Source organism: Blautia sp. HCP3S3_H10_2, from assembly GCF_052122375.1.
Taxonomy (GTDB): Bacteria; Bacillota; Clostridia; order Lachnospirales; family Lachnospiraceae; genus Blautia_A.
Genome location: NZ_JBQKCL010000011.1, coordinates 111619 through 132859, shown reverse-complemented (window position 1 = coordinate 132859; position 21241 = coordinate 111619). Strand labels below are relative to the sequence as shown.

Sequence of the window (21241 nt, the reverse complement as noted above, 5' to 3'; positions counted from 1 at the left end):
CCTATGCTTAGTGTAGCACAAAAGGCAGGGTTTATATAGTGTTTTCTTCCCTTTCTGGAAAAAATCTAAGAAAGGACTGGAAAATGTAAGTTTTCCAAAGGTACACTTATGGCATTTTTTACAACGGCAATTACGACCTTAAAAACATTGGTTTGTGCGATCGGAGCCGGACTTGCAGCCTGGGGAGTGATCAATCTGCTGGAAGGATATGGAACGGACAATCCGGGTGCAAAGTCACAAGGAATAAAACAGTTCATGGCTAATTAAAGGGAACAAAAAGAAAGGAAAAGCCAATCCAGACGGTATCAGCGGCAGGCTACAAGAATAAATTGTGATTTCACAAGATTGGTGCTATAATAAGAGAAAAGTTCCTGCCGGGGCAGCCGCTCCGGTGGTATGGATAGAAAGGCAGGAAAACAATATGCACATCAGCTATAAACCACTCTGGCACACACTGTTAGAGCGTGATATGAGAAAAGAGGATTTAAGGCTTGCCGCTGGTATGACAACAAATATGATTGCCAACATGAGCAAAGAGGGAAAGCACATCAGCATGGATACATTAGCCCGTATCTGCGAAACGCTGAATTGTGAGATTACCGATGTGATTGAGTTAGTACCAGACGAGCCTGCTTCCACAGGAGGTAAGGAACATGAGCGAATTGAAACCAAGAATAAAAGAAAACGGAATTGATTATATCCTTGTTGGAGATTACTACATCCCGGACTTGAAGTTGCCGGAGGAACACCGCCCCATCGGAAAGTACGGACGGATGCACCGGGAATATTTAAGAGAAGTCTGCCCAGCCAGATTACACACATTGACCCTGACCGGGGAATTGTGGACATATCTTGCAGACCTGAACGAACAGGCACAGAAACGGTTAGACACCATCATGGAGCAGATGAAAGCTGCCGAGGGCGTGACCGAGGAATTGAAGCGTACCCGTCAAATGGAATGGGTGCAGCGTTGCAATAACATTCACAACCGGGCAGAAGAAATTGTTTTACATGAGATGATTTATTCATAACGGTATGGTAGAATGATTATTACAAATTAGAAGTTGTAAAGGAGACTTTGTATGGGTAGAAAAGAAATAACAACAAAAGAAGATTTAATGAAAGTAATAGAATTATTCGAAAATACTGGAATTACATACTGGTTGGATGGCGGATGGGGTGTAGATATTTTAGCTGGTAAACAAACAAGAATTCATAGAGATATAGATATAAATTTTGATGCTCAACATACGGAAAAATTGTTAAATGTGCTTTTGAATCTGGGCTATAAAATTGATACAGACTGGAAACCGGTTAGAATAGAGTTATATAGTGATGAACTTGGTTACTTAGACATTCACCCGTTCGTTTTAAGTGAGGACGGAACTTCAAAACAAGCTGATTTAGAGGGTGGCTGGTATGAGTTTGAAAAAGATTACTTTGGTAGTGCTTTTTTTGAAGGAAAAACAATTCCTTGTATATCCTTAAAAGGCCAAAGAGTTTTCCATTCAGGTTATGAATTAAGAGATAAAGATAAGCATGATATTTCAATTCTTGAAAGTTTATCAAAATAACATTGCTGTAATTTCTAAGATAAATTCCACTTTATCGCTTTGAAATTTTAACTGAATAAGTATAGCACCAACCGCTGCTACATGGAAGCAAACACAACCATGCAACAGCGGTTTTTCTTTACCGTTTTTTCCTTTGACTGATAGGAGTTCCTGTTTTCTTTGATTTTTGTAGAATCCGAATGAGCCAGCGAAATTCTTCGTCTGACAGATTTTTATAGTTGATGCCGAGCTGCTTGCAGTAAAGGACAACCAGCTTTTCATCCCGACTGCCCTTGAAATTTTCAACCGCTTCCAAATTTTCTTTCAATTCATCGGCAACGGTGGTCTGGGGCGCACTCTCGCTGTCCTTTTTGTGGGCTTCCCGAATATCCCGGATAATGAGATTGAGGTCATCAAGAACCATGTGGCTGAAATATTCATCATCGCTGATATGGGCGGCTTGCAGCACTTTCAAATGCGGGTCGTCTTCGCCGGGGCGATACCGTTCAATGATTTCATGCCGGACAGTATCGACAAGGGCGTTGAGGTTTTGAATCTGCATGGTGGCAATCCCATCTACATAAATCTCAATGTCCGCAAGAAACTTGATAAAGTCCTTATGAGTGGCAAGCTCACAGAGCAGACGGTTGTTAATCCGACCGCCTTTCAGAAGTGCCACCATCTCATCATTCAAATGCAGCTCTGTTAGTGGCGTGTTGATCTGCTCCCGGTTCTCTGTCCGGCACAGCAGATAATCAACGGAAACCCCATAGAAGTCTGCCAGCGTGATAAGGTTGCCATGATTGATTTCCTTATAATCCTCTTTTTCATAACTGCCAAGAGCTGATTTGGAAATGCCCGTCAGCTCTGATAATTCTTCCAGATTTAAGCCTTTGTCCTTGCGGAGTTCCCAAAGGCGTTCCTGTATGCTTGTCGCTCCTTTCATGGGCGCACGCTCCTTTCCGGCGGTTTCATTACTGCCGCTTAACTGGATTATATCATACTTTCCGCAATCGTGGAAATTTCTGATTTTTACCCTTAATTCCTACTTTGTGGACATACGGCACAGGGCACAAAAATGTTCTATGATACAGGTAGTTCATCGATGGATTATTCCAATCGAATGACCAGCCTGTGTGGGATATGCTTCCCCGGCGATGTAGCGCCATGACTTTTGGCAGGGATATGGAGGAACCCTGACCGAAACGAGCGTACCAAAGGGAGCAATACGCCGCTGTGAGATTCAGGGGAGGAACGACACCGGGGAGAACTGGCGAACTGATACCGAAATGATACCGAAACACGACAATCTGATAGGGGGATAGTCTACCCTATTGCTGATACTTCTGGAGATTTTAGACGGCTCTATGACCGTAATTTTGCCGAAAATCGCCCCGAAACTATACACTAAAACGGGAGGAAACGCAATATGCCGAGAATGAGCAAAAAGAGGAAGCATGAGCTTTCTTTTTACCTCAATGACCGGGGGCGTGTCACTTACAACGAATTATGCCGGAAATGCAAGCATGGGTGCAAGCAGAGCTTCCGGGCGGTTGTGATTGACTGCCCCCGTTATTTATCCAAACGAGCAAAGAAAAAGGAGGAACACACCGAATGAATTTTGAATTTATGACGATAGACACACCATTGCCGCCCTGTATGCCCTTTCCCATAGCGTTGACAGGATTTCCAGTCAGCAGCACCGCAAAGGTCATGTACTGCCGGATGCTGGACGATATGCTGTCCAAAGGACAGGAGGACGAGAACGGAATCCTGTTTGTGTGCTTCCCTGTCACAGCCATTGCCGCAGTCCTGTCCCGCAGCCCCATGACGGTCAAGCGTTCTTTGAATGAACTGGAAACCGCCGGACTTATCATGCGGGTGCGTCAGGGCGTTGGAGAACCAAACAGGATTTATGTTCTGATACCGGGAAAGGAGGACGCTGCCCTTGCCTGATACCTCAAAGCTGGAAAAACTCAATCGGGAGTTGGAAAAAAGCGAAAAGAAACTGCGGAAAGCCATCAATGATGAAAAGGCATTGCAGCACCAGTTGAAACAGCTTACCCGAAAGGAACGGACGCACCGGCTCTGTACCCGTGGCGGTATGCTGGAAAGTTTTCTGCAAGAACCGGAACGTCTGACAGATGATGATGTCATGCTGTTGTTGAAACTCATTTTTCACAGACAGGACATGCAGGAACTATTGAAAAAACTGCTGGAACGGGAGAAGCCGGAAACCCCTTAGTTTACTAAGGGCGCAATTATACACCACCCAAAGGTTGGTGCATTGCGTTCTCCGAAGGCTCCTTGCCGGAGGGCTGTGATTTTTCGCAGTCATGGTCTGCTCCAAATCATACAGGGGACGCTACGCTTCCCCTGCGCTGGCTACCGCCAGCTACCCTTTTGTGGACTTGTCATCTGGGGACACCTTGCGTTGCAAGCTGTTCCCAGCCGACAAGTTTCATAAAATATGCTATCTTTTCGATAGGCAATAAAGTATAATAAAGTCAGCAATAAATCGGAATTTTACGGTCAGTAAGGAATGCGTAAAGTTATATGATTGTATTATAAGCGATTTGTTAAATTTTTATAACCACTTGTATTTGCCTGCGATTTATGGTATAATATTTTGAAATTTAGAAAGAGGTGGGAAGATGATTAACTTTTCTTGCAAATAAAATCAAAATATGCGGTAGTGCTATACTTTGGCATTATTGTGTCTATTGCAAGAAAGTTATATGTCTATCTTACTCAATATAGTGCTGTTGCCACTTTTGCTTAGTGGTGTTATTTTATGCTATGACGAGCTGCAAGGATAAACTTTCTTGTGGCTCTTATTTTGTTTTGGAGGTGCTTTATGAATAGTGCATAACAGATAGTTACACATGATTCACTCCGTATAGTGTCGGTTCCTTTTGGTGAAATCTATACGTAGTAAACATTCACCGAACCGACTTTGTATCGTATGACATGCAAAGGAGGATAATATTTATGTCAATGATTAAAATTGAAAACCTTACGTTTTCATATCCGACAAGTTATGATAATGTTTTTGAAAATGTCAGTTTCCAGATTGATACCGATTGGAAGCTTGGTTTTGTGGGCAGAAACGGACGAGGTAAAACAACCTTTCTGAATCTTCTGCTTGGGAAATATGAGTATAGTGGAAAAATCCTATCATCCGTACAGTTTGATTATTTTCCTTATCCCGTTTCAGATAAGAATCGTATTACAGAGGATATATTGCAGGAGATTTGCCCACTTGCGGAAGAATGGGAACTTATGCGAGAACTTTCTTATCTTGATGTTGATGTCGATGTGCTTTGGCGACCTTTTGAAACACTTTCCAACGGAGAGCAGACAAAGGTTTTGATTGCCGCTCTTTTTCTTAATGAAGGGCATTTCCTACTGATTGATGAACCTACCAACCATTTGGATGCCAAAGCGAGAAAAAGTGTGGCGGCATATCTGAAAAAGAAAAAGGGATTCATCTTAGTTTCTCACGATCGTCGCTTTCTTGACGATTGTGTTGACCATATTCTATCGATTAACCGAGCGAATATCGAAGTGCAAAGCGGAAACTTTTCATCATGGATGTCAAATTTTGAGCGACAGCAAGAATTTGAACTGGCTCAGAACGAACGTTTGCAAAAGGACATCAGACGATTACAGCAGTCGGCAAAACGCGCTGCAGTATGGTCTGAACGTGTAGAAGCTTCCAAAATTGGGGCAGCAGATAAAGGTTATGTCGGTCATAAAGCCGCCAAAATGATGAAGCGTTCAAAATCTATAGAAGCGAGACAACAACAGACAATCGAACAAAAATCAGCATTGCTGAAAAATATGGAAACCGCAGAAGCCCTCAAGATACAACCGCTTAATTACCATACAGATTTGCTTGCATCATTATCGAATGTAGTAGTTTATTATGATGGCATTTCAGTTTGTGAACCCGTTTCGTTTGAAATAAGACAGGGAGAACGCATTGTGCTTGATGGAAAGAACGGCAGTGGCAAAAGTAGCCTGTTAAAGTTGGTAGTCGGGCAGTCCATAGATTATACGGGTACAGTAACACTTGGCTCTGGGCTTGTAATTTCTTATGTGCCACAGGATACATCGTATTTATGTGGAACCCTTTCCGAGTTTGCAGAAGAAAACAACCTTGATGAAAGTTTGTTCAAGGCAATTCTTAGGAAAATGGACTTTGAGCGTGTACAGTTTGAAAAGGATATTAAAGACTTTTCTGGCGGGCAAAAGAAGAAAGTCCTAATTGCGAAAAGCCTTTGTGAAAAGGCACACTTGTATGTATGGGATGAACCGCTCAACTTTATTGATGTGTACTCACGTATGCAGATTGAACAACTCATAACGGAGTTTGCCCCGACCATGCTCCTGGTAGAACATGACAGTGTTTTTCGAGATACTGTGGCAAGTAAAATTGTGAATATCTAAATTGGTTCTTCCGCAATTTTACGTTTTTCGCTTTAATAAAAATGGAGAATGCTGATTTACACTGGCATTCCAGTATTGAAAAATTACAAAATACGGATAATTGCGTAAGAACCTCTAAATTAAAATAATTGTATGGGTTAATTCCAGCTTTACAGAGACTCAAATTCCAGTTTGTAGAATTAAGAAAATCGTAATTTGTGGAGGTAAAATATAGATGAATCAAGGTAGAATTATTGTAATCACAGGTGCGCCGGGGACAGGAAAAACTACAACGGCATCTGCTGTTGCAAAAGAATCAGATTTGGAAAAGTCTGTGCATATGCACACAGATGACTTTTATCATTATTTGAGTAAAGGGGCAATACCACCGCATTTGCCAGAATCAAATGAGCAAAATTTGATTGTCATTGAAGCGTTTTTAGAAGCTGCGAAGCGATATGCTCGTGGTGGATATGATGTAATTGTTGACGGTATTATCGGACCGTGGTTTTTAAAGCCGTGGCAAAGTCTTGTTCGGGAACATTATGAGGTGCATTATATTATTTTAAGGGCAAGTAAGGAAGAAACCTTGAAGCGAGCTGTTGAACGCTCAAAGTTAGACCGAAAGACAAATATCGAATTGGTAGAAACCATGTGGGAGCAATTTTGCAATCTGGGAATATATGAATCGAATGTTATAGATACGACCACTTATTCCATTCAAGAAACTGTTTCCGCAGTACAAGAAAAAATCGCAAGTAGGGCAGCGTTGTTGTCTTAGATTGTTTTGGTGCAATTCCAGTTTGTTAGCTTTACATCGGGTCAACTTGTCCCGAACTTTTACAACTAAATACCCGCCGCTCACACAGTGGCACACCGAGCAGGAAATCTGAAAAAGGTCTCCTGCTTTTTTTCTGCCCAAAATGAGGTGGTAAAACGCCACCCCATCCACCAATTAGCGAAAGGAGGGACACGAAATGCCTTGTCCACACAACGAAATCACGATTGTTCAGCGCAGCCAGCGGCAGTCTGCGGTTGCCGCCGCTGCTTACCAAAGCGGCGAAAAGCTGTTCTGTGAATACGACCAGCAAGTAAAGCACTACCCGGAAAAGCGTGGTATCGTCCACAATGAAATCCTGCTCCCGGCAAATGCTCCACAGGAATATGCAGACCGCAATACTTTATGGAATGCCGCCGAAGCGGTGGAAAAGCAATGGAACTCCCAGCTTGCAAGGCGGTGGGTGCTTACCATTCCCAGAGAGATACCGCCCGACCAGTACGCTGTCCTTGTACGGGAGTTTTGTGAACAGCAGTTTGTTTCCAAAGGCATGATTGCTGATTTTGCCATCCATGACCCCCATCCGCCGGGACACAATCCCCACGCCCATGTCCTGCTGACCATGCGGGCAATGGATGAACATGGAAAATGGCTTCCCAAGAGCCGCAAGGTTTATGACCTTGACGAGAATGGGGAACGGATAAAGCTGCCGTCCGGCAGGTGGAAAAGCCACAAGGAGGATACGGTGGACTGGAACGACCAGAAGTATTGTGAAATCTGGCGGCATGAATGGGAGGTTATCCAGAACCGCTATCTGGACGCCAATGACCGCCCGGAGCGTGTGGACTTGCGTTCCTATGCCAGACAGGGGCTTGATATAGTCCCCACTGTCCATGAGGGGACTGCTGTCCGGCAGATGGAAAAGCGAGGTATCCAGACGAATATCGGCAACCTGAACCGGGAAATCAGAGCCGCCAACCGCCTGATGAAGTCCATCCGGCAGCTTATCCAAAACCTCAAAGGCTGGATTACCGAGCTGGGAGAAAAACGGAAGGAGCTGCTTGCACAAAAGGCGGCGGAGGAAGCGACACTTCTTCCCAATCTGCTGATGAAGTATATGGAGATACGAAAGGAAGAACGGAAGGACTGGACAAGGGCTGGACAGAACCGGGGAACTTCACAGGACTTAAAGGCAGTCAGCGAAGCCCTGTCCTATCTCCGGCAAAAGGGGCTTTCCACTGTGGAGGACTTAGAAGCGTTTCTGGAATCTTCCGGGAAATCAGCCGCAGATTACCGCAATCAGATGAAGCCAAAGGAAGCCCGGAGCAAAGTGATTGACGGGATTCTTGCCAGCCGGACAGACTGCAAGGAATGTAAGGCTGTCTATGAGAAGTACCAGAAGATATTTTTTAAGAAAATAAAGGGGAAATTCAAACAGGAACACCCGGAGGTTGCCCGGTATGAGAAAGCCGCTGACTACCTTGCCAAGCACCCGGACGATAAGGATAAAACGAAAAATGAGTTGCAACAGGAGCAGGAAACGCTTCTCAGCGAAATCGCAGAGCTGAAAGTACCACTGACCGAGGTACAGGAGGATTTGAAGAAGCTGCGGGACATCCGCTACTGGGTACGGAAAGCCACACCCGGCACAGAGGAAAGCAAAGAGCCGCCCAAGAAGCAGCCCATCAAAGAAGTCTTGCAGGATAAGACTGACGAGAAAAAAGCACAAAGAACCGCCCCGGCACAGGAGAAACACAGACAACAGGATATGGAACTTTAACAGGCACTTGCCATTTTCAATTAGAGAATGTCAGGTGCTTTTCTTATTTTCAAGGAGGGATAGATTTGAATGTATTCGAAGCTGTGAAGCAGTCCGTCACAACAAGACAGGCTGCGGAGTATTATGGAATCCATGTAGGTCGGAACGGGATGGCTTGCTGCCCGTTCCATAACGATAAAACCCCAAGCATGAAGCTGGATCGGCGTTACCATTGCTTCGGCTGCGGTGCGGATGGGGATGTGATTGATTTTGCCGCCGCCCTGTATGGGCTGGGAAAGAAAGAAGCCGCCGTACAGCTGGCACAGGACTTCGGGCTTTCCTATGAGGACTGGAAACCGCCGGGAAAGGTAAAAAAGCCCAAGACCCGGCAGAAATCCCCGGAGGAACAGTTTCAGGAAGCAAAGAATCGCTGCTTCCGTATTCTTGCCGATTATCTCCATCTGCTGATGGCATGGAGAACGGACTACGCCCCGCACTCCCCGGAGGAAGCCTTTCATCCCCGGTTTGTGGAAGCCTTACAGAAGCAAGCCCAAGTGGAATATCTGCTGGATGTGCTGCTGTTCGGGGAAACAGAGGAAAAAGCGGATTTGATTACGGACTACGGAAAGGATGTGATACAGCTTGAACAGCGAATGGCAGAACTTGCAGCCGCAGACGCAGCAAGAACTAAAAAACACTATGAACGCCATGCAGCCGCCCCAGAGCGTTGAGGAAATCAAGGCGGGGCTGGAAACCACCGAGAAAGGCGGTGTCCGTCAGAGCATACGGAACTGCCTGACCGTATTCCAACGTGACCCTCTGCTTTCAGGGGCTATCGCATACAACATCCTGACTGACCGCAAGGACATCATAAAGCCCATCGGTTTTCACAGAGAAAGCACCGCCCTGAACGATACGGACATGAAGTATCTGCTTCTTTATCTGGAAGAAACCTACGGGCTTACCAATGAGAAAAAGATTGATAACGCCATCGGGATTGTGGCGAATGAAAACAAGTACCATCCCATCCGGGACTATCTCAATACCCTTGTGTGGGACGGGACAGAGCGAATCCGCTTCTGCCTGCGGCACTTTCTGGGGGCTGACGCAGACGATTACACCTATGAAGCGTTGAAGCTGTTCCTGCTGGGTGCAATCTCACGAGCCTTTCAGCCGGGGTGCAAGTTTGAAATCATGCTCTGTCTGGTAGGCGGTCAGGGGGCTGGAAAGTCCACCTTCTTCCGGCTGCTGGCAGTCCGGGACGAGTGGTTCTCCGATGATTTGCGGAAGCTGGACGATGACAATGTGTACCGCAAGCTGCAAGGTCACTGGATTATTGAAATGTCGGAAATGATGGCAACCGCCAACGCCAAGAGCATTGAGGAAATCAAGTCATTTTTAAGCCGGCAGAAAGAGGTCTACAAGATACCTTATGAAACCCACCCGGCAGACCGCCCCCGTCAGTGCGTGTTTGGCGGCACTTCCAATGCCCTTGACTTCCTGCCCCTTGACCGTTCCGGCAACCGCCGCTTTATCCCGGTCATGGTGTACCCGGAGCAGGCGGAAGTTCACATTTTGGAGGATGAAGCCGCTTCCAGAGCCTATATCGGGCAGATGTGGGCGGAAGCGATGGAGATTTATAAAAGCGGCAGGTTCAAGCTGGCTTTCAGCCCCGCCATGCAGCGGTATCTCAAAGAACACCAGCGGGATTTTATGCCGGAGGACACCAAAGCCGGGATGATACAGGCGTATCTTGATAAATACACCGGGAGCATGGTCTGCTCCAAGCAGCTCTATAAGGAAGCCTTGAACCATGCTTTTGACGAGCCGAAGCAATGGGAAATCCGGGAAATCAACGAGATTATGAACCAGTGCATTTCCAGCTGGCGGTACTTCCCAAACCCAAGAATGTTTTCCGAATATGGCAGACAAAAGGGCTGGGAGCGTGAAAACCCGGCAACGGACTCCGGCAACCCGTCTGAAAAAACGATGGACGGTTTTGTGGAGGTCACAGAACAGATGGAGCTTCCATTCTGAAAAGGACAGCCCGTTGCACCCCCTGTTGTTATCCCGTTGCCGAGCCGGTTGCCGGGAAAAACCCCTTATTTCCGGGCTTTTCTCCCTTATAACAACCAAAACAACAAAAAAATAAAAGAAAAGTATAAATAGTAACCATCGCCAGATTGAGATTGTTTGCAAGGTCTTTTGAAGTCCGTTGCCGGACTTCGTTGCCGACACCCTCTGTCTGGCTATTTTCATGTATGGAGGATAACTGCCTATGGCAAAAAACAAAACAGAGATTCATGTGACCACTGTATTTGACGGGGAGCTTGACGCCACTGATGTGTTCGTCAGCCTGATTTCCCAGAAATACGGAAAGACAAATGCAAAAGAATATCTTGCTAAAAAGAAAGATATAGGCTATAATGAAGATGAGGTTCAAAAGAGCCAGATACCGTCTGGATTGTGTGGGTAAATGGCTATGATGAACGAAATGGAATACAGAACAATCGGTTCGGCACTTGCCGGGGGTTATCGTGCGGCGGTCTATTGCAGGCTGTCAAAGGACGATGACCTGCAAGGCGAAAGTGCCAGTATCGCAAACCAGCGTGATATGCTGGAAAAATACTGCGAAAAGCAGGGATGGGAGGTTGTGGCAGTCTATCAGGACGATGGCTTCACAGGTCTTAACATGGAGCGTCCTGACCTACAGAGAATGTTGAGAGCCATTGAGCGCAGGCAGATCAACCTTGTCATCACGAAAGACCTCAGCCGACTGGGGCGTAATTATCTGCAAACCGGGCATTTGATTGAGGACTTTTTCCCAAGAAACGGTGTCCGCTATATCGCCATGAATGACGGCATCGACACCCTGCGGGATAACAACGACATTGCCCCGTTCAAGAATATCCTGAACGAGATGTACAGCAAGGATATTTCCAAGAAAGTCCATTCCTCTTATCTTCTGAAAGCGCAGAAAGGACAGTTTACCGGGTGTCTTGCCCCGTTTGGGTATCGGAAAGACCCGGAGGACAAAAACCATCTGCTCATTGACGAGGAAACCGCCCCGATTGTGCGGCTGATTTTCGGATATGCCCTGAACGGTCATGGTCCGAACTATATCCGCAGACGGCTGGAGAAAGAAAAAATCCCCTGCCCTACATGGTGGAACCGGGAACGGGGGCTTCGCAATACCCGCACCAAATGGGAAAAGAAAGACCCAGAAAACGGGCGGTATATGTGGGACTTCTCCGTTATCAAAGACCTTTTGATGAATCCCGTCTACACCGGGGCGATTGCTTCCCAGAAAAAGGACTACCGCTTCAAAATCGGCACGATTGGGGAAAAGAAGCCGGAGGACTGGATTGTGGTGGAGGGACAGCATGAACCGCTGATTGACAGCATGAGCTTTGACATTGTGCAGAACAAGCTGAAATCCCGCCAGCGTCCGGGGCAGACCAATGAAATCAGCCTGTTTGCCGGACTGTTAAAATGCGGCGAGTGTGGGAAGTCGCTGACGGTACGCTACACAAACGCTAAACATCCCCAGCGGATTTACTCCTGCAAGACCTACAATGCCTTTGGAAAGAACCACTGCACCCAGCACCGGATTGATTATGACACCCTTTACAGCCATGTGCTGCGGAAAATCCGGGAATGTGCCAGAGCTGCCCTGATGGACGGGGAAGCGGTTGCCGACCGCCTGACCAATACCTGTGAAGCCGAGCAGCGGGAACAGCGGGAAGCAATGGAACGCTCCCTTACAAGGGACGAGGAACGGATTGAGGTTCTGGACAAAATGGTCATGCGGCTTTATGAGGATATGATTGCAGGGCGTATCAGTGAGCAGAATTTCAACACCATGCTGGAAAAGACACAGACCGAGCAGACGGAGCTTAAAACAAAAGTGTCCGAGGGCAGAAAGCGGCTGTCCGATGAAGTCCAGCTTGCCAATGATGCAAAACAATGGGTGGAAGCCATTCAGGAATACGCCAACATCACAGAGCTGGACGCAGCCACCCTCAACCGCTTAATCAAAGAAATCGTTGTGCATGAGCGCATTGACGAAGATAAAACAAGACACATTTCTATCGAAATTCATTTTAATCTCAAACCCATCCCGGAGGTGGAACAGGTCACTGCCTGACCTGTCCCGCCGGGACGGTTCTCTTAACAACACCATATAGATTTTTTGTACGCCGCCGCCCGCCATCGAGCAGAGTTTTTACACCTAATTGGGGATGAAACAGTTGATGGCGGGCGGTGGCATCGTACTGATTGGAATAAACCTGATTCCACAGCTTGCAACTTTGTTTGGATAAATAAATGGGTGGAATAACCGAAAAAATAACAGAGTTCATAAAGGATCTGCTAACAGGCTGGATCACATCAAACCTGGATACCATGTTCACCGATGTAAATACCAAAGTAGAAACGATTGCTACAGAGGTTGGGAAAACACCCCAAAATTGGAACAGTGGCATTTTTTCCATGATAAAAAATCTGTCGGATAATGTCATTGTCCCCATTGCGGGGATGATTATTACATTTGTACTGTGTTATGAGCTGATTTCCATGATTATGGAAAAAAACAATATGCACGATACGGATACGTTTATGTTTTTCAAATACATTTTCAAGATGTGGGTAGCGGTATATCTGGTTACTCATACTTTTGATATTGCGATGGCAATTTTTGATGTAGCGAATCATGTGGTATCTAATGCTGGCGGTATGATAACCGGTTCTGCATCTATTGATGTTACAGAAGCATTGAAAACACTTCTTGAAACGCAGATTGAAGATATGGGAATCGGAGAATTACTGGGGCTTGGTCTGGAAACGATGCTGGTCAGTTTATGCCTAAAAATCATATCAGTCCTGATTACCGTCATTTTATATGGACGAATGATAGAAATATATCTTTATGTCTCTGTGGCACCTATTCCGTTTTCAACATTTACGAACAGGGAATGGGGAAGTATTGGAAATAATTACGTGAAGGCATTATTAGCGTTGGGATTCCAGGGATTTTTTATGATGGTATGTGTTGCGATTTATGCAGTTCTGGTAAATGCTATTACAGTTGCGGATAATCTTCATACAGCTATCTGGTCAGTTGCAGCATATACAGTTATTTTATGTTTCAGCCTGTTTAAGACCAGTTCCCTGGCAAAATCAATCTTCAATGCACATTAGGAGGAAACAAGAATATGGCATATGTTCCAGTGCCGAAAGATTTTTCAAAAATAAAGACAAAATTAGCACTGAATTTAACTAAAAGACAAATTATATGTTTTTCTCTGGCAGGAATTTGTGGGGTTCCGGTCTATTTGCTGACAAAAGCAGGACTGGGAACAGATGTGGCAGCAACGCTTATGATCATAGTGATGCTGCCATTTTTCTTTTTTGCAATGTATGAAAAGGATGGATTTCCAGCAGAGAAAATACTGCTTCACATTATCCGGCAGAAATTTTTAAGACCTGGAATCAGGGTCTATCGTTCAAAAAACTTATATGATCGGATTATAGAGTACGATAAATTAGAGAAAGAGGGTGCATGGCTTGAGAAAAAGGCAAAAGAAGCCAGGGAAGCGAGAAATCCGTTCCATTTCTTTAAAAAAGCAGACCGAAAAAAATAAGAAACAGAAAACCGGACTTACGAAAGAGGAAAAAAAGCGTCTGAAAGAACTTCGGATGATAAAAGCGGAGAATCAGAAGAAGAGGAAGCCTTTTACAGCGCAGGATACGATTCCATATAAGGAAATATATAAGGATGGTATCTGCAGAACGGATGATAACTATTATTCAAAAATGGTGCAGTTCTACGATATAAATTACCAGTTAGCGCAGAATGATGATAAAGCGGCTATTTTTGAGAACTATTGTGAGTTCCTAAATTCATTTGACAGCTCTGTTGAGGTACAAATTACATTTCTTAATCAACAGGTGAATTTTGATGAGTATGCAAAAAATATTGATATTCCAGAGCAGGATGACTGTTTCAATGATATCCGGAAAGAATATTCGGATATGTTGAAAATGCAGCTTTCCAAAGGAAATAACGGGCTTGTAAAAACAAAATATATCACATTTTCCATTAAAGCGGATAATCTGCGAAATGCAAAATCCAGGCTGGAGAGAATTGAAGCCAGTGTGTTGAATAATTTTAAGGTGATGGGAGCCATGGCAGAGCCTTTAAATGGAGTAGAACGTCTGAAAATTCTGCATGATGTGATGAATATGGACACAAAAGAATCTTTCCATTTCCATTATGGGATGGTTGCAAAAACAGGTCTGCAGACAAAAGACTTTATTGCACCTACCGGATTTGATTTTCGCAATGACAGCTATTTTCGGATGGGACAGACTTTTGGATGCGTGTCATATTTACAGATTACATCACCAGAACTTACGGATAAACTGCTGGCAGATCTGCTGGATCTGGAAGAGAATCTTATCATCAATATGCACTTGCGTCCCATTGATCCCAAGGCAGCTATTAAAAGTCTGAAAAGTACGCTGTCAAATATTCAGAAAATGAAAATTGAAGAACAGAAGAAAGCGGTCAGAAGCGGATATGATATGGATATTATTCCAACGGACATTTCTACATACGGAGAGGATGTGGAGGGATTGCTCAATGAAATCCAGTCCAGAAATGAGAAACTTTTTGAACTTACTTTTTTGCTGATGAATACAGCGGATAATAAGAGAAAACTGGACAATATTGTGTATCAGACGGCAGGAATTGCCCAGAAATATAATTGTAATATACGGAGACTTCAATATCAGCAGGAACAGGGACTTGTGGCATCACTGCCACTGGGAATGAACCAGACTGGAATACAGAGAATTATGACTACGACTTCTACAGCAATCTTTGTTCCGTTTACCACACAGGAACTTTTCCAAGGCGGTGAAGCTCTTTACTATGGCTTAAATGCACTGTCAAACAATCTCATTATGGTGGATCGGAAACGATTGAAAACACCTAACGGCCTGATTTTGGGTACTCCTGGTTCCGGTAAGAGTTTTGCAACGAAAAGAGAAATTCTCAATGTTTTCCTGATTACAGACGATGACATTATTATCTGTGACCCGGAGGGAGAATATTTTCCGCTGGTAAATGCCTTAAATGGTGAAGTTATTAAAATCAGTGCAAAAAGTAATGATTACATCAATCCTATGGAAGTGAACCTGGATGTTATTTATCATCCGGAGAAATACAGGATTAATGGCGATGTGGAGGATATTGATACCATTATTGCTGATAAAGCAGAGTTTATCACATCTTTCTGCGAGGTCATTATGAAGAAACCTCAAAATGCAGAATTAAATGGTGATGAGGTTTCCATGATTGACCTGTGTGTAAAAGACATTTATAAAAAATATCTTTACAATGATCCAAAACCGGAAAATATGCCGACTTTGCAGGATTTCTATGAACGTCTGAACTTTTATGCACCAGATAAACCAGCAGCACAGAACATTGCCAACAGTCTGCAGTTGTATGTAACAGGATCGCAGAATGTATTTAACCATCGAAGTAATGTCGATACGCAGAACAGAGTGGTATGCTTTGATATCCGGGAACTTGGAACCACATTACGAAAAGCAGGGATGTTGATTGTCCAGCATATGGTTTGGACAAGAGTATCACAGAACCGTAGTCGCAGGAAATCAACCCGTTATTATGTGGATGAATTTCACCTTTTGCTGAACCAGCCACAGACTGCTAATTATTCTATTGAAATGTGGAAGAGATTTCGTAAGTGGGGTGGAATCATTACAGGAATCAGCCAGAATGTAACAGATTTTCTTGGCTCTCTGGCAGTAGAAAGTATTGTGGGAAACAGTGATTTTATCCTGATGTTAAATCAGCACAGTGGGGATCAGAAGATCCTTGCGGAGAAATTGAATATTTCCAAACATCAGATTTCTTTTGTAAATAACAGTAATGCAGGAGAAGGGCTGCTTTTTTACGGAAATGTAATCATACCTTTTGCAGACAGATATCCGCAGGATACCAGAACCTATGCTTTGATGAGTACTAAACCGGATGAGATTCAGACTTAACGGACAAAAAAGCAGAGGTGAGGTACATTGGGAAAACAAAAATATACGGCGAAAGAGAAGAAAGTCAGCCGTATGACCAGAAATGGTCTGGTTGAGGAAAATCTTGCAACAAAGGAGACCAGAAAAGTTACAAACAGCGATCAGGAGTTGTCTTATAAACAGAAGGATGTAGAACAGGCATTTATTACTTCTGAAAAGAAGAAAAACTCTCATAAAAAAGCTGAAAAGAAACAATTTTCCGAAAAAGTTCAGGAGGGAAATCCTGCGAAAAAAGAAGAGGCTGCAAACAGTCCTCCGGGAAAACGAAAAACACAGGGACGGTACAGATACCGGGACAAGCCTGCAGGTGTATCTGTGGATTCAGCGGTAGAAATACGTGAGCGCAAAGAAAAACACAGGAGCCAGTATCAGCGACAGAAAAAGAAACAGCAGAGCCTGCAGTTTGGAAAACTGGAGACAGATGGAAGTCTGAAGAAAGAAAAGAAAACTTCGTCTGAAACAGATGGAGGATATTTTCAGGCAGAGAAGAATGATGTTTCTACAAATCGAAAAAAAAGAACGCAGAAATATAGCCGAAAAACAATAAAAACTTATCAGGAAGTGGATAAGGCTGCAAGAAAACAGGAAGCTGAAAGGCAGAACAAAATTCCGAAAGATTCTGTTTATATCAAGAAAACAAATGAGGAACAGAAAGCAAAGGTAAAGTATCATTTATATTTCGATAAAAAAACAGGGAAAACGGATGGTAAAAAGAAAACATTGTCTTCTGTTCCCCAAAAAGCATTAAAAAATGCAGTATATCAGAAAACAGGCGAGGAAGAGGAGGAAAACAGTGCTGTAGATGCAGCGCATAAGCTGGTGCGTTCGAGTGAGTGGATATTACAGGAACATAGCAGTCGAAATATCCGGAAGAATCGCAGTCAGATACATAAAGAAAACCGTTTAGAGCAAAAAGTCTGGAAGAGTGCAGCCAGGTATCAATATCAGAAATATCTGGAAGAACATCCAGAGATGCAGAAAAAGCTGATCAGAAAATTAATACAGAAGCAGAGGATTAAGCGAGAGTATCAGATGGCATACCGGGCTGGGAAGATTGCAAAAGAAACAAAAGACACCTCAATCCGGTCAGTAAATCTTGCTACTAAAATTGCAAGAAAGGCACAGGAAGTATTTGTAAGAAATGTAACTACTCTGATCTCATTGGGGTTGTTATTGATTTTGCTTCTTTCTGTAATGACAGGATTTGCTTCCTGTTCGGCTATGTTTTCTAATGGAATTTCTACGGTAATCGCTTCCAGTTACATTGCGGATCCGGACGAAATTGAAAAAGCAGAGTTGTATTATACGCAGTTGGAAGCCAGTCTTCAACAGAAAATAAACCAGATGGAAGCCCGGTATCCAGGAAAAGATGAATACAGATATAACATTGGTGAAATCGGCCATGATCCTCATACATTGATCAGTTATCTGACTGCCAGTTATGGGGATTTTAAGTTTGATGAGATAAAAGGAGAACTGGAAACAATTTTTTCTTTACAGTACGGAATCACCGTAGAGGAAAAAAGTGAAACCCGGCAGGAAACATCTACAATACAGGTAGGGCAGTCATTGGGAAATGTTGTGACCAGTGGATACTGTAATTGTCCCATCTGCTGTGGCGTGTGGAGTGGAGGACCTACTGCTTCAGGGGCAATGCCACAGGCTAATCATACGCTTGCGGTTGATGCTGCAAACCCATTTCTTCCAATGGGGACGAAAGTAGTGATGAATGGGATTGAGTACACCGTAGAAGATACTGGAAACTTTGCCCAGTATGGTGTCCAGTTTGATGTTTATTATGATAATCACGCAGTAGCTGAGGCACATGGTCATCAGACCTGGGAATGTTTTCTGGCAGAGGGCAATCAGAACTCTGTGGAAGTTACCCGTACAGTAACTGCAGATGTACTGAATGTTTCTGTTCAGGCAAAACCGCTTAGAAGTGTTATTCTGTCCAGAATGGAAGAGGATGAGCAGGAAATTTATGAAGAGGTCTATTCCAACAGAGGAAATTTACAGACATATAAAACTCCGGTTGAGTTAAACTGGTATGCCTATATCAGTACCTATTATGGGTATTCTGTAAACAATGGAACCGGGCAGACACAACTTCACAGAGGTGTGACGATTAATGTACGACAGGGAACAGAAGTGAAGTCAGCGATGAATGGTTTTGTTGTAGATGTAGGATATAGCGGAACTTTTGGAAATTATGTAGTTACGCAGGATAAAAAAGGTGTGCAGATTAAATACGCTTATCTGCAGAGCATTTCGGTAGCAAATGGTCAGGAAGTAACAACAGATACTGTAATTGGTACAACGGGAAGTACAGGAAGTGCAACCGGAAGCCAGTTATATTTGGAACTGGTCAAAGATGGGGAATATTATAATCCTGTTTTTTATATCAGTACCGGAGATAGCGGGCTGTATGGTGGAGGCGGCAGTTATGATGATGAGACTGTGCGGAGATTATTTGCGGAAGCAGACAAATATCTTGGTATGCCGTATGTATGGGGCGGTTCCAGCCCGGAGACTTCTTTTGACTGTTCTGGTTTTGTAAGCTATGTGTTTACCAATTCGGGTGTCTGCAATATGGGAAGACTTACTGCACAGGGAATTTATGACATTTGTATGCCTGTATCACCAGAAGAAGCAAGGCCAGGAGATATTATCTTTTTCACTGGGACGTATGATGCGGGAGAGCCGGTTACCCACGTAGGAATTTATGCCGGAGATGGACAGATGATCCATTGTGGAAATCCAATTCAGTATACGTCCATTAATTCTGCATACTGGCAGTCTCATTTTTATGCTTTTGGCAGGCCATAAGGAGGGGCGTATTTGAACATTGAACGAATAAAAGAAGAACTTGCAAGAACCTACGTTAAGATTGAAAAGCTACAGAAAAAAGCAAGGGATCTGGAAGAACAGAAGAAACAGGCAGAGGATATGGAGTATCTGAAAATTATCCGAAGCAATGGAGTTTCCGCAGAGGAACTTCAGTTGATGATTGATATCAGTAAGGAGGAACAAAAAAAGATATTGGAAACCAGAGAAAAGGAGCAGACAGAAAATGAAGAAATTTCATAAAAGAGCAGCTGTATTTTTAACCGCAGCTACGTTAGCAGGACTTCCGGCAGGAGCTTTCTTTTATAGTTCGCCCGGAAGTCTGACTGTATGGGCAGATAATGTAGAAGTGGAATCATCAGAAGAAAGCAGCCCGGAAGATGTTGATTTTTCAGATGAATCAGAAGCTGAAATTCTTGCAGATCCAGTGGAACAGGCACAGGAAGATGCAGGAAATGATGTGACGGAAACACCGGAAGTAGGGATTACCTTTACAGAACCCGAAGGCTGGCAGACAGATACGGCAACCGTAAAAATTCAAGTGGAAGATACAAAGAATACAGGTGCTTTTTCTATTGCAAAAGTAGAAGCAAGACTTTCAGAAAATGGAGGATGGTCAGACATAACCGGAAATATGGAAGTATCCATCTCTTCTAATTGTAGTATTTATGTGAGAGTTACCGATCAGAATGGAAATACTTATGAGCAGAATCGTTACATAGAGTGTTTTGATAAAACCAAACCAACTATTATTGCGGCTGCGAAGAATGGGATACTGATCGTGCAGGGAGTTGATGCGGAATCGGGAATTGCTGCTTTGTATGTCAATGGAAATGAATTCACAGAACTGACGAATAATACATTAAATGTCCGTTTGCAAAAAGCGGATACTTCCTATGAATACTTTACCCTGCAGGCAAAAGACAAAGCAGGAAATATGTCAGAGATCTATAAAGTAGGAAACCCTTATTATGAAAATCCAGATGCAGTAAAAGAGAATACAGAGGTTTCCGGAACGGAGCAAAATGCAGCTTCTTTGCCAGCCGATGGAACTGCAAGTAAGCCCACCAGTGCTACGGCAACCGTAACGGAACATCAGACAACGAATGAGACTGCTACTGCACCAACAGAACCAGAAAACACAGGAAATGAAACGGATACAGAAGCAGATACCGGACGGGTGCAGGGAGAAAGTTCTGCTTCCGGCATGTCAACAGGAACAGTTCAGGACAAAGGGGGAAAGGAATTTTATACGATCAAGACAAAAAGTGATAAGGTTTTTTATCTGATCGTAGATAAGGATAAAACGGATGAAAATGTTTATCTTCTTACAGAGGTAGGCGAAAATGATCTGTTGAACTTTACGGATACCAACATGGTCACACTTCCACAGAACCAGGCTATTGCAGAATCCGCACTGCCACTTGAAACAGAGAAGATCACAGAGACACCGGAACCAGAAGTTACGATCATACCGGAAGAAAAGGAAGAACCTGAAAAGAAAAGCAATAATTCCGGCACGATTTTATTAATGCTGCTGGTTCTGGCAGGAGTTTGTGGTGCTTACTATTATTGGAAATTTATGAAAGGAAGAAATACTTCTTTTGATTATGAAGAGGACGAGGACGACGATGAGGAGGAAGATACAATTCGTGAGGATGATGAAGAATTAGAAGAATATGAAATGGAAGGTGAAGTAGAAGACGAAGAATCAGAGGAATAACTTTGTTTCACTTAATTACAGCGACAGGTGCA

At 43.8% G+C, this 21241-nt stretch carries 21 protein-coding genes and 1 pseudogene; 21 read left to right on the top strand and 1 reads right to left on the bottom strand.

What is annotated here, in order from left to right:
• The first annotated feature begins 108 nt into the window (after window positions 1-108).
• The 4 genes from ACTQWB_RS13095 (at window position 109) to ACTQWB_RS13080 (ending at window position 1574) form a co-directional block, all read left to right on the top strand.
• Window positions 109-267 (top strand): Maff2 family mobile element protein, encoded by a 159-nt coding sequence (locus ACTQWB_RS13095; RefSeq protein WP_005426591.1) that lies wholly within the window; start codon window positions 109-111, stop codon window positions 265-267.
• A 154-nt stretch (window positions 268-421) separates the two neighbouring features.
• Window positions 422-694: a helix-turn-helix domain-containing protein gene (locus tag ACTQWB_RS13090; RefSeq protein ID WP_002584334.1), complete on the top strand. Its 273-nt coding sequence runs from the start codon at window positions 422-424 to the stop codon at window positions 692-694.
• Window positions 654-1031, top strand: a complete 378-nt coding sequence (locus ACTQWB_RS13085; RefSeq protein ID WP_002584333.1) for a TnpV protein — start codon at window positions 654-656, stop codon at window positions 1029-1031. Before ACTQWB_RS13090 ends, ACTQWB_RS13085 begins: the two co-directional genes overlap by 41 nt.
• Before the next feature lie 51 nt (window positions 1032-1082).
• Complete coding sequence (locus ACTQWB_RS13080; RefSeq protein ID WP_002584332.1) at window positions 1083-1574, top strand: nucleotidyltransferase domain-containing protein; 492 nt, start codon at window positions 1083-1085, stop codon at window positions 1572-1574.
• Window positions 1575-1692: 118 nt separating this feature from the next.
• Here ACTQWB_RS13080 and ACTQWB_RS13075 read toward each other — a convergent pair whose 3' ends face one another.
• Window positions 1693-2499: a helix-turn-helix domain-containing protein gene (locus ACTQWB_RS13075; protein ID WP_002584331.1), complete on the bottom strand. Its 807-nt coding sequence runs from the start codon at window positions 2497-2499 to the stop codon at window positions 1693-1695.
• Window positions 2500-2982: 483 nt separating this feature from the next.
• Between ACTQWB_RS13075 and ACTQWB_RS13070 the strand changes: the two genes are divergently transcribed.
• The 17 genes and pseudogenes from ACTQWB_RS13070 to ACTQWB_RS12990 all read left to right on the top strand — a co-directional run bounded on the left by ACTQWB_RS13070 (window position 2983) and on the right by ACTQWB_RS12990 (window position 21209).
• Window positions 2983-3171 carry a hypothetical protein gene (locus ACTQWB_RS13070; protein ID WP_441501971.1) on the top strand — a complete coding sequence of 63 codons (189 nt, stop codon included), beginning with the start codon at window positions 2983-2985 and terminating at the stop codon, window positions 3169-3171.
• A complete protein-coding gene (locus ACTQWB_RS13065) occupies window positions 3168-3509 on the top strand; it encodes a DeoR family transcriptional regulator (RefSeq protein ID WP_173877597.1) in 342 nt (113 codons plus the stop codon). The genes ACTQWB_RS13070 and ACTQWB_RS13065 overlap by 4 nt, the downstream gene beginning before the upstream one ends.
• Window positions 3502-3798: a DUF3847 domain-containing protein gene (locus ACTQWB_RS13060; RefSeq protein WP_173877598.1), complete on the top strand. Its 297-nt coding sequence runs from the start codon at window positions 3502-3504 to the stop codon at window positions 3796-3798. Before ACTQWB_RS13065 ends, ACTQWB_RS13060 begins: the two co-directional genes overlap by 8 nt.
• A gap of 746 nt (window positions 3799-4544) precedes the next feature.
• Entirely contained in the window at window positions 4545-6005 is a 1461-nt protein-coding gene (locus ACTQWB_RS13055; RefSeq protein WP_441501972.1) for an Lsa family ABC-F type ribosomal protection protein, read from the top strand.
• Window positions 6006-6219: 214 nt separating this feature from the next.
• Window positions 6220-6765: an AAA family ATPase gene (locus ACTQWB_RS13050; protein ID WP_002584326.1), complete on the top strand. Its 546-nt coding sequence runs from the start codon at window positions 6220-6222 to the stop codon at window positions 6763-6765.
• A gap of 196 nt (window positions 6766-6961) precedes the next feature.
• Window positions 6962-8542, top strand: coding sequence for a MobQ family relaxase (gene mobQ, locus ACTQWB_RS13045; protein ID WP_002584325.1), 1581 nt, complete (start codon window positions 6962-6964; stop codon window positions 8540-8542).
• Between the two features lie 65 nt (window positions 8543-8607).
• The gene (locus ACTQWB_RS13040) at window positions 8608-9252 is read left to right on the top strand and encodes a CHC2 zinc finger domain-containing protein (RefSeq protein WP_002584324.1); all 645 of its coding nucleotides are present in this window, start codon (window positions 8608-8610) and stop codon (window positions 9250-9252) included.
• Window positions 9221-10558 (top strand): virulence-associated E family protein, encoded by a 1338-nt coding sequence (locus tag ACTQWB_RS13035; protein WP_002584323.1) that lies wholly within the window; start codon window positions 9221-9223, stop codon window positions 10556-10558. The genes ACTQWB_RS13040 and ACTQWB_RS13035 overlap by 32 nt, the downstream gene beginning before the upstream one ends.
• Before the next feature lie 241 nt (window positions 10559-10799).
• Window positions 10800-10997, top strand: a complete 198-nt coding sequence (locus tag ACTQWB_RS13030; RefSeq protein ID WP_002592708.1) for a hypothetical protein — start codon at window positions 10800-10802, stop codon at window positions 10995-10997.
• The gene (locus ACTQWB_RS13025; protein ID WP_002584321.1) at window positions 10998-12668 is read left to right on the top strand and encodes a recombinase family protein; all 1671 of its coding nucleotides are present in this window, start codon (window positions 10998-11000) and stop codon (window positions 12666-12668) included. It abuts the gene before it with no gap.
• A gap of 91 nt (window positions 12669-12759) precedes the next feature.
• A pseudogene (locus ACTQWB_RS13020) lies at window positions 12760-12843 on the top strand (Maff2 family mobile element protein); the annotation flags it as partial.
• A 4-nt stretch (window positions 12844-12847) separates the two neighbouring features.
• On the top strand, window positions 12848-13720 hold the full coding sequence (locus tag ACTQWB_RS13015; RefSeq protein WP_005426566.1) for a VirB6/TrbL-like conjugal transfer protein, CD1112 family: 873 nt from the start codon (window positions 12848-12850) through the stop codon (window positions 13718-13720).
• 14 nt (window positions 13721-13734) lie between these two features.
• Window positions 13735-14163 (top strand): PrgI family protein, encoded by a 429-nt coding sequence (locus ACTQWB_RS13010; RefSeq protein WP_173727760.1) that lies wholly within the window; start codon window positions 13735-13737, stop codon window positions 14161-14163.
• A gap of 55 nt (window positions 14164-14218) precedes the next feature.
• Window positions 14219-16600: a VirB4-like conjugal transfer ATPase, CD1110 family gene (locus ACTQWB_RS13005; RefSeq protein ID WP_117640066.1), complete on the top strand. Its 2382-nt coding sequence runs from the start codon at window positions 14219-14221 to the stop codon at window positions 16598-16600.
• 27 nt (window positions 16601-16627) lie between these two features.
• Entirely contained in the window at window positions 16628-19468 is a 2841-nt protein-coding gene (locus ACTQWB_RS13000; protein ID WP_441501973.1) for a CD1108 family mobile element protein, read from the top strand.
• A gap of 12 nt (window positions 19469-19480) precedes the next feature.
• Complete coding sequence (locus ACTQWB_RS12995; protein WP_021652602.1) at window positions 19481-19729, top strand: DUF4315 family protein; 249 nt, start codon at window positions 19481-19483, stop codon at window positions 19727-19729.
• A complete protein-coding gene (locus ACTQWB_RS12990; RefSeq protein ID WP_129975301.1) occupies window positions 19713-21209 on the top strand; it encodes a CD1107 family mobile element protein in 1497 nt (498 codons plus the stop codon). The genes ACTQWB_RS12995 and ACTQWB_RS12990 overlap by 17 nt, the downstream gene beginning before the upstream one ends.
• Window positions 21210-21241 lie beyond the last annotated feature (32 nt).

Bases quoted from the DNA above. Each gene is read 5' to 3' on its own strand.
- ACTQWB_RS13095 (WP_005426591.1), top strand. From the start codon at position 109: ATGGCATTTTTTACAACGGCAATTACGACCTTAAAAACATTGGTTTGT.
- ACTQWB_RS13080 (WP_002584332.1), top strand. From the start codon at position 1,083: ATGGGTAGAAAAGAAATAACAACAAAAGAAGATTTAATGAAAGTAATA.
- ACTQWB_RS13015 (WP_005426566.1), top strand. From the start codon at position 12,848: ATGGGTGGAATAACCGAAAAAATAACAGAGTTCATAAAGGATCTGCTA.
- ACTQWB_RS13025 (WP_002584321.1), top strand. From the start codon at position 10,998: ATGGCTATGATGAACGAAATGGAATACAGAACAATCGGTTCGGCACTT.
- ACTQWB_RS13065 (WP_173877597.1), top strand. From the start codon at position 3,168: ATGAATTTTGAATTTATGACGATAGACACACCATTGCCGCCCTGTATG.
- ACTQWB_RS13035 (WP_002584323.1), top strand. From the start codon at position 9,221: ATGAACGCCATGCAGCCGCCCCAGAGCGTTGAGGAAATCAAGGCGGGG.
- ACTQWB_RS13050 (WP_002584326.1), top strand. From the start codon at position 6,220: ATGAATCAAGGTAGAATTATTGTAATCACAGGTGCGCCGGGGACAGGA.
- ACTQWB_RS13085 (WP_002584333.1), top strand. From the start codon at position 654: ATGAGCGAATTGAAACCAAGAATAAAAGAAAACGGAATTGATTATATC.
- ACTQWB_RS13010 (WP_173727760.1), top strand. From the start codon at position 13,735: ATGGCATATGTTCCAGTGCCGAAAGATTTTTCAAAAATAAAGACAAAA.
- ACTQWB_RS13055 (WP_441501972.1), top strand. From the start codon at position 4,545: ATGTCAATGATTAAAATTGAAAACCTTACGTTTTCATATCCGACAAGT.
- ACTQWB_RS13070 (WP_441501971.1), top strand. From the start codon at position 2,983: ATGCCGAGAATGAGCAAAAAGAGGAAGCATGAGCTTTCTTTTTACCTC.
- ACTQWB_RS13030 (WP_002592708.1), top strand. From the start codon at position 10,800: ATGGCAAAAAACAAAACAGAGATTCATGTGACCACTGTATTTGACGGG.
- ACTQWB_RS13005 (WP_117640066.1), top strand. From the start codon at position 14,219: ATGATAAAAGCGGAGAATCAGAAGAAGAGGAAGCCTTTTACAGCGCAG.
- mobQ (WP_002584325.1), top strand. From the start codon at position 6,962: ATGCCTTGTCCACACAACGAAATCACGATTGTTCAGCGCAGCCAGCGG.
- ACTQWB_RS12990 (WP_129975301.1), top strand. From the start codon at position 19,713: ATGAAGAAATTTCATAAAAGAGCAGCTGTATTTTTAACCGCAGCTACG.
- ACTQWB_RS13075 (WP_002584331.1), bottom strand. From the start codon at position 2,499: ATGAAAGGAGCGACAAGCATACAGGAACGCCTTTGGGAACTCCGCAAG.
- ACTQWB_RS13090 (WP_002584334.1), top strand. From the start codon at position 422: ATGCACATCAGCTATAAACCACTCTGGCACACACTGTTAGAGCGTGAT.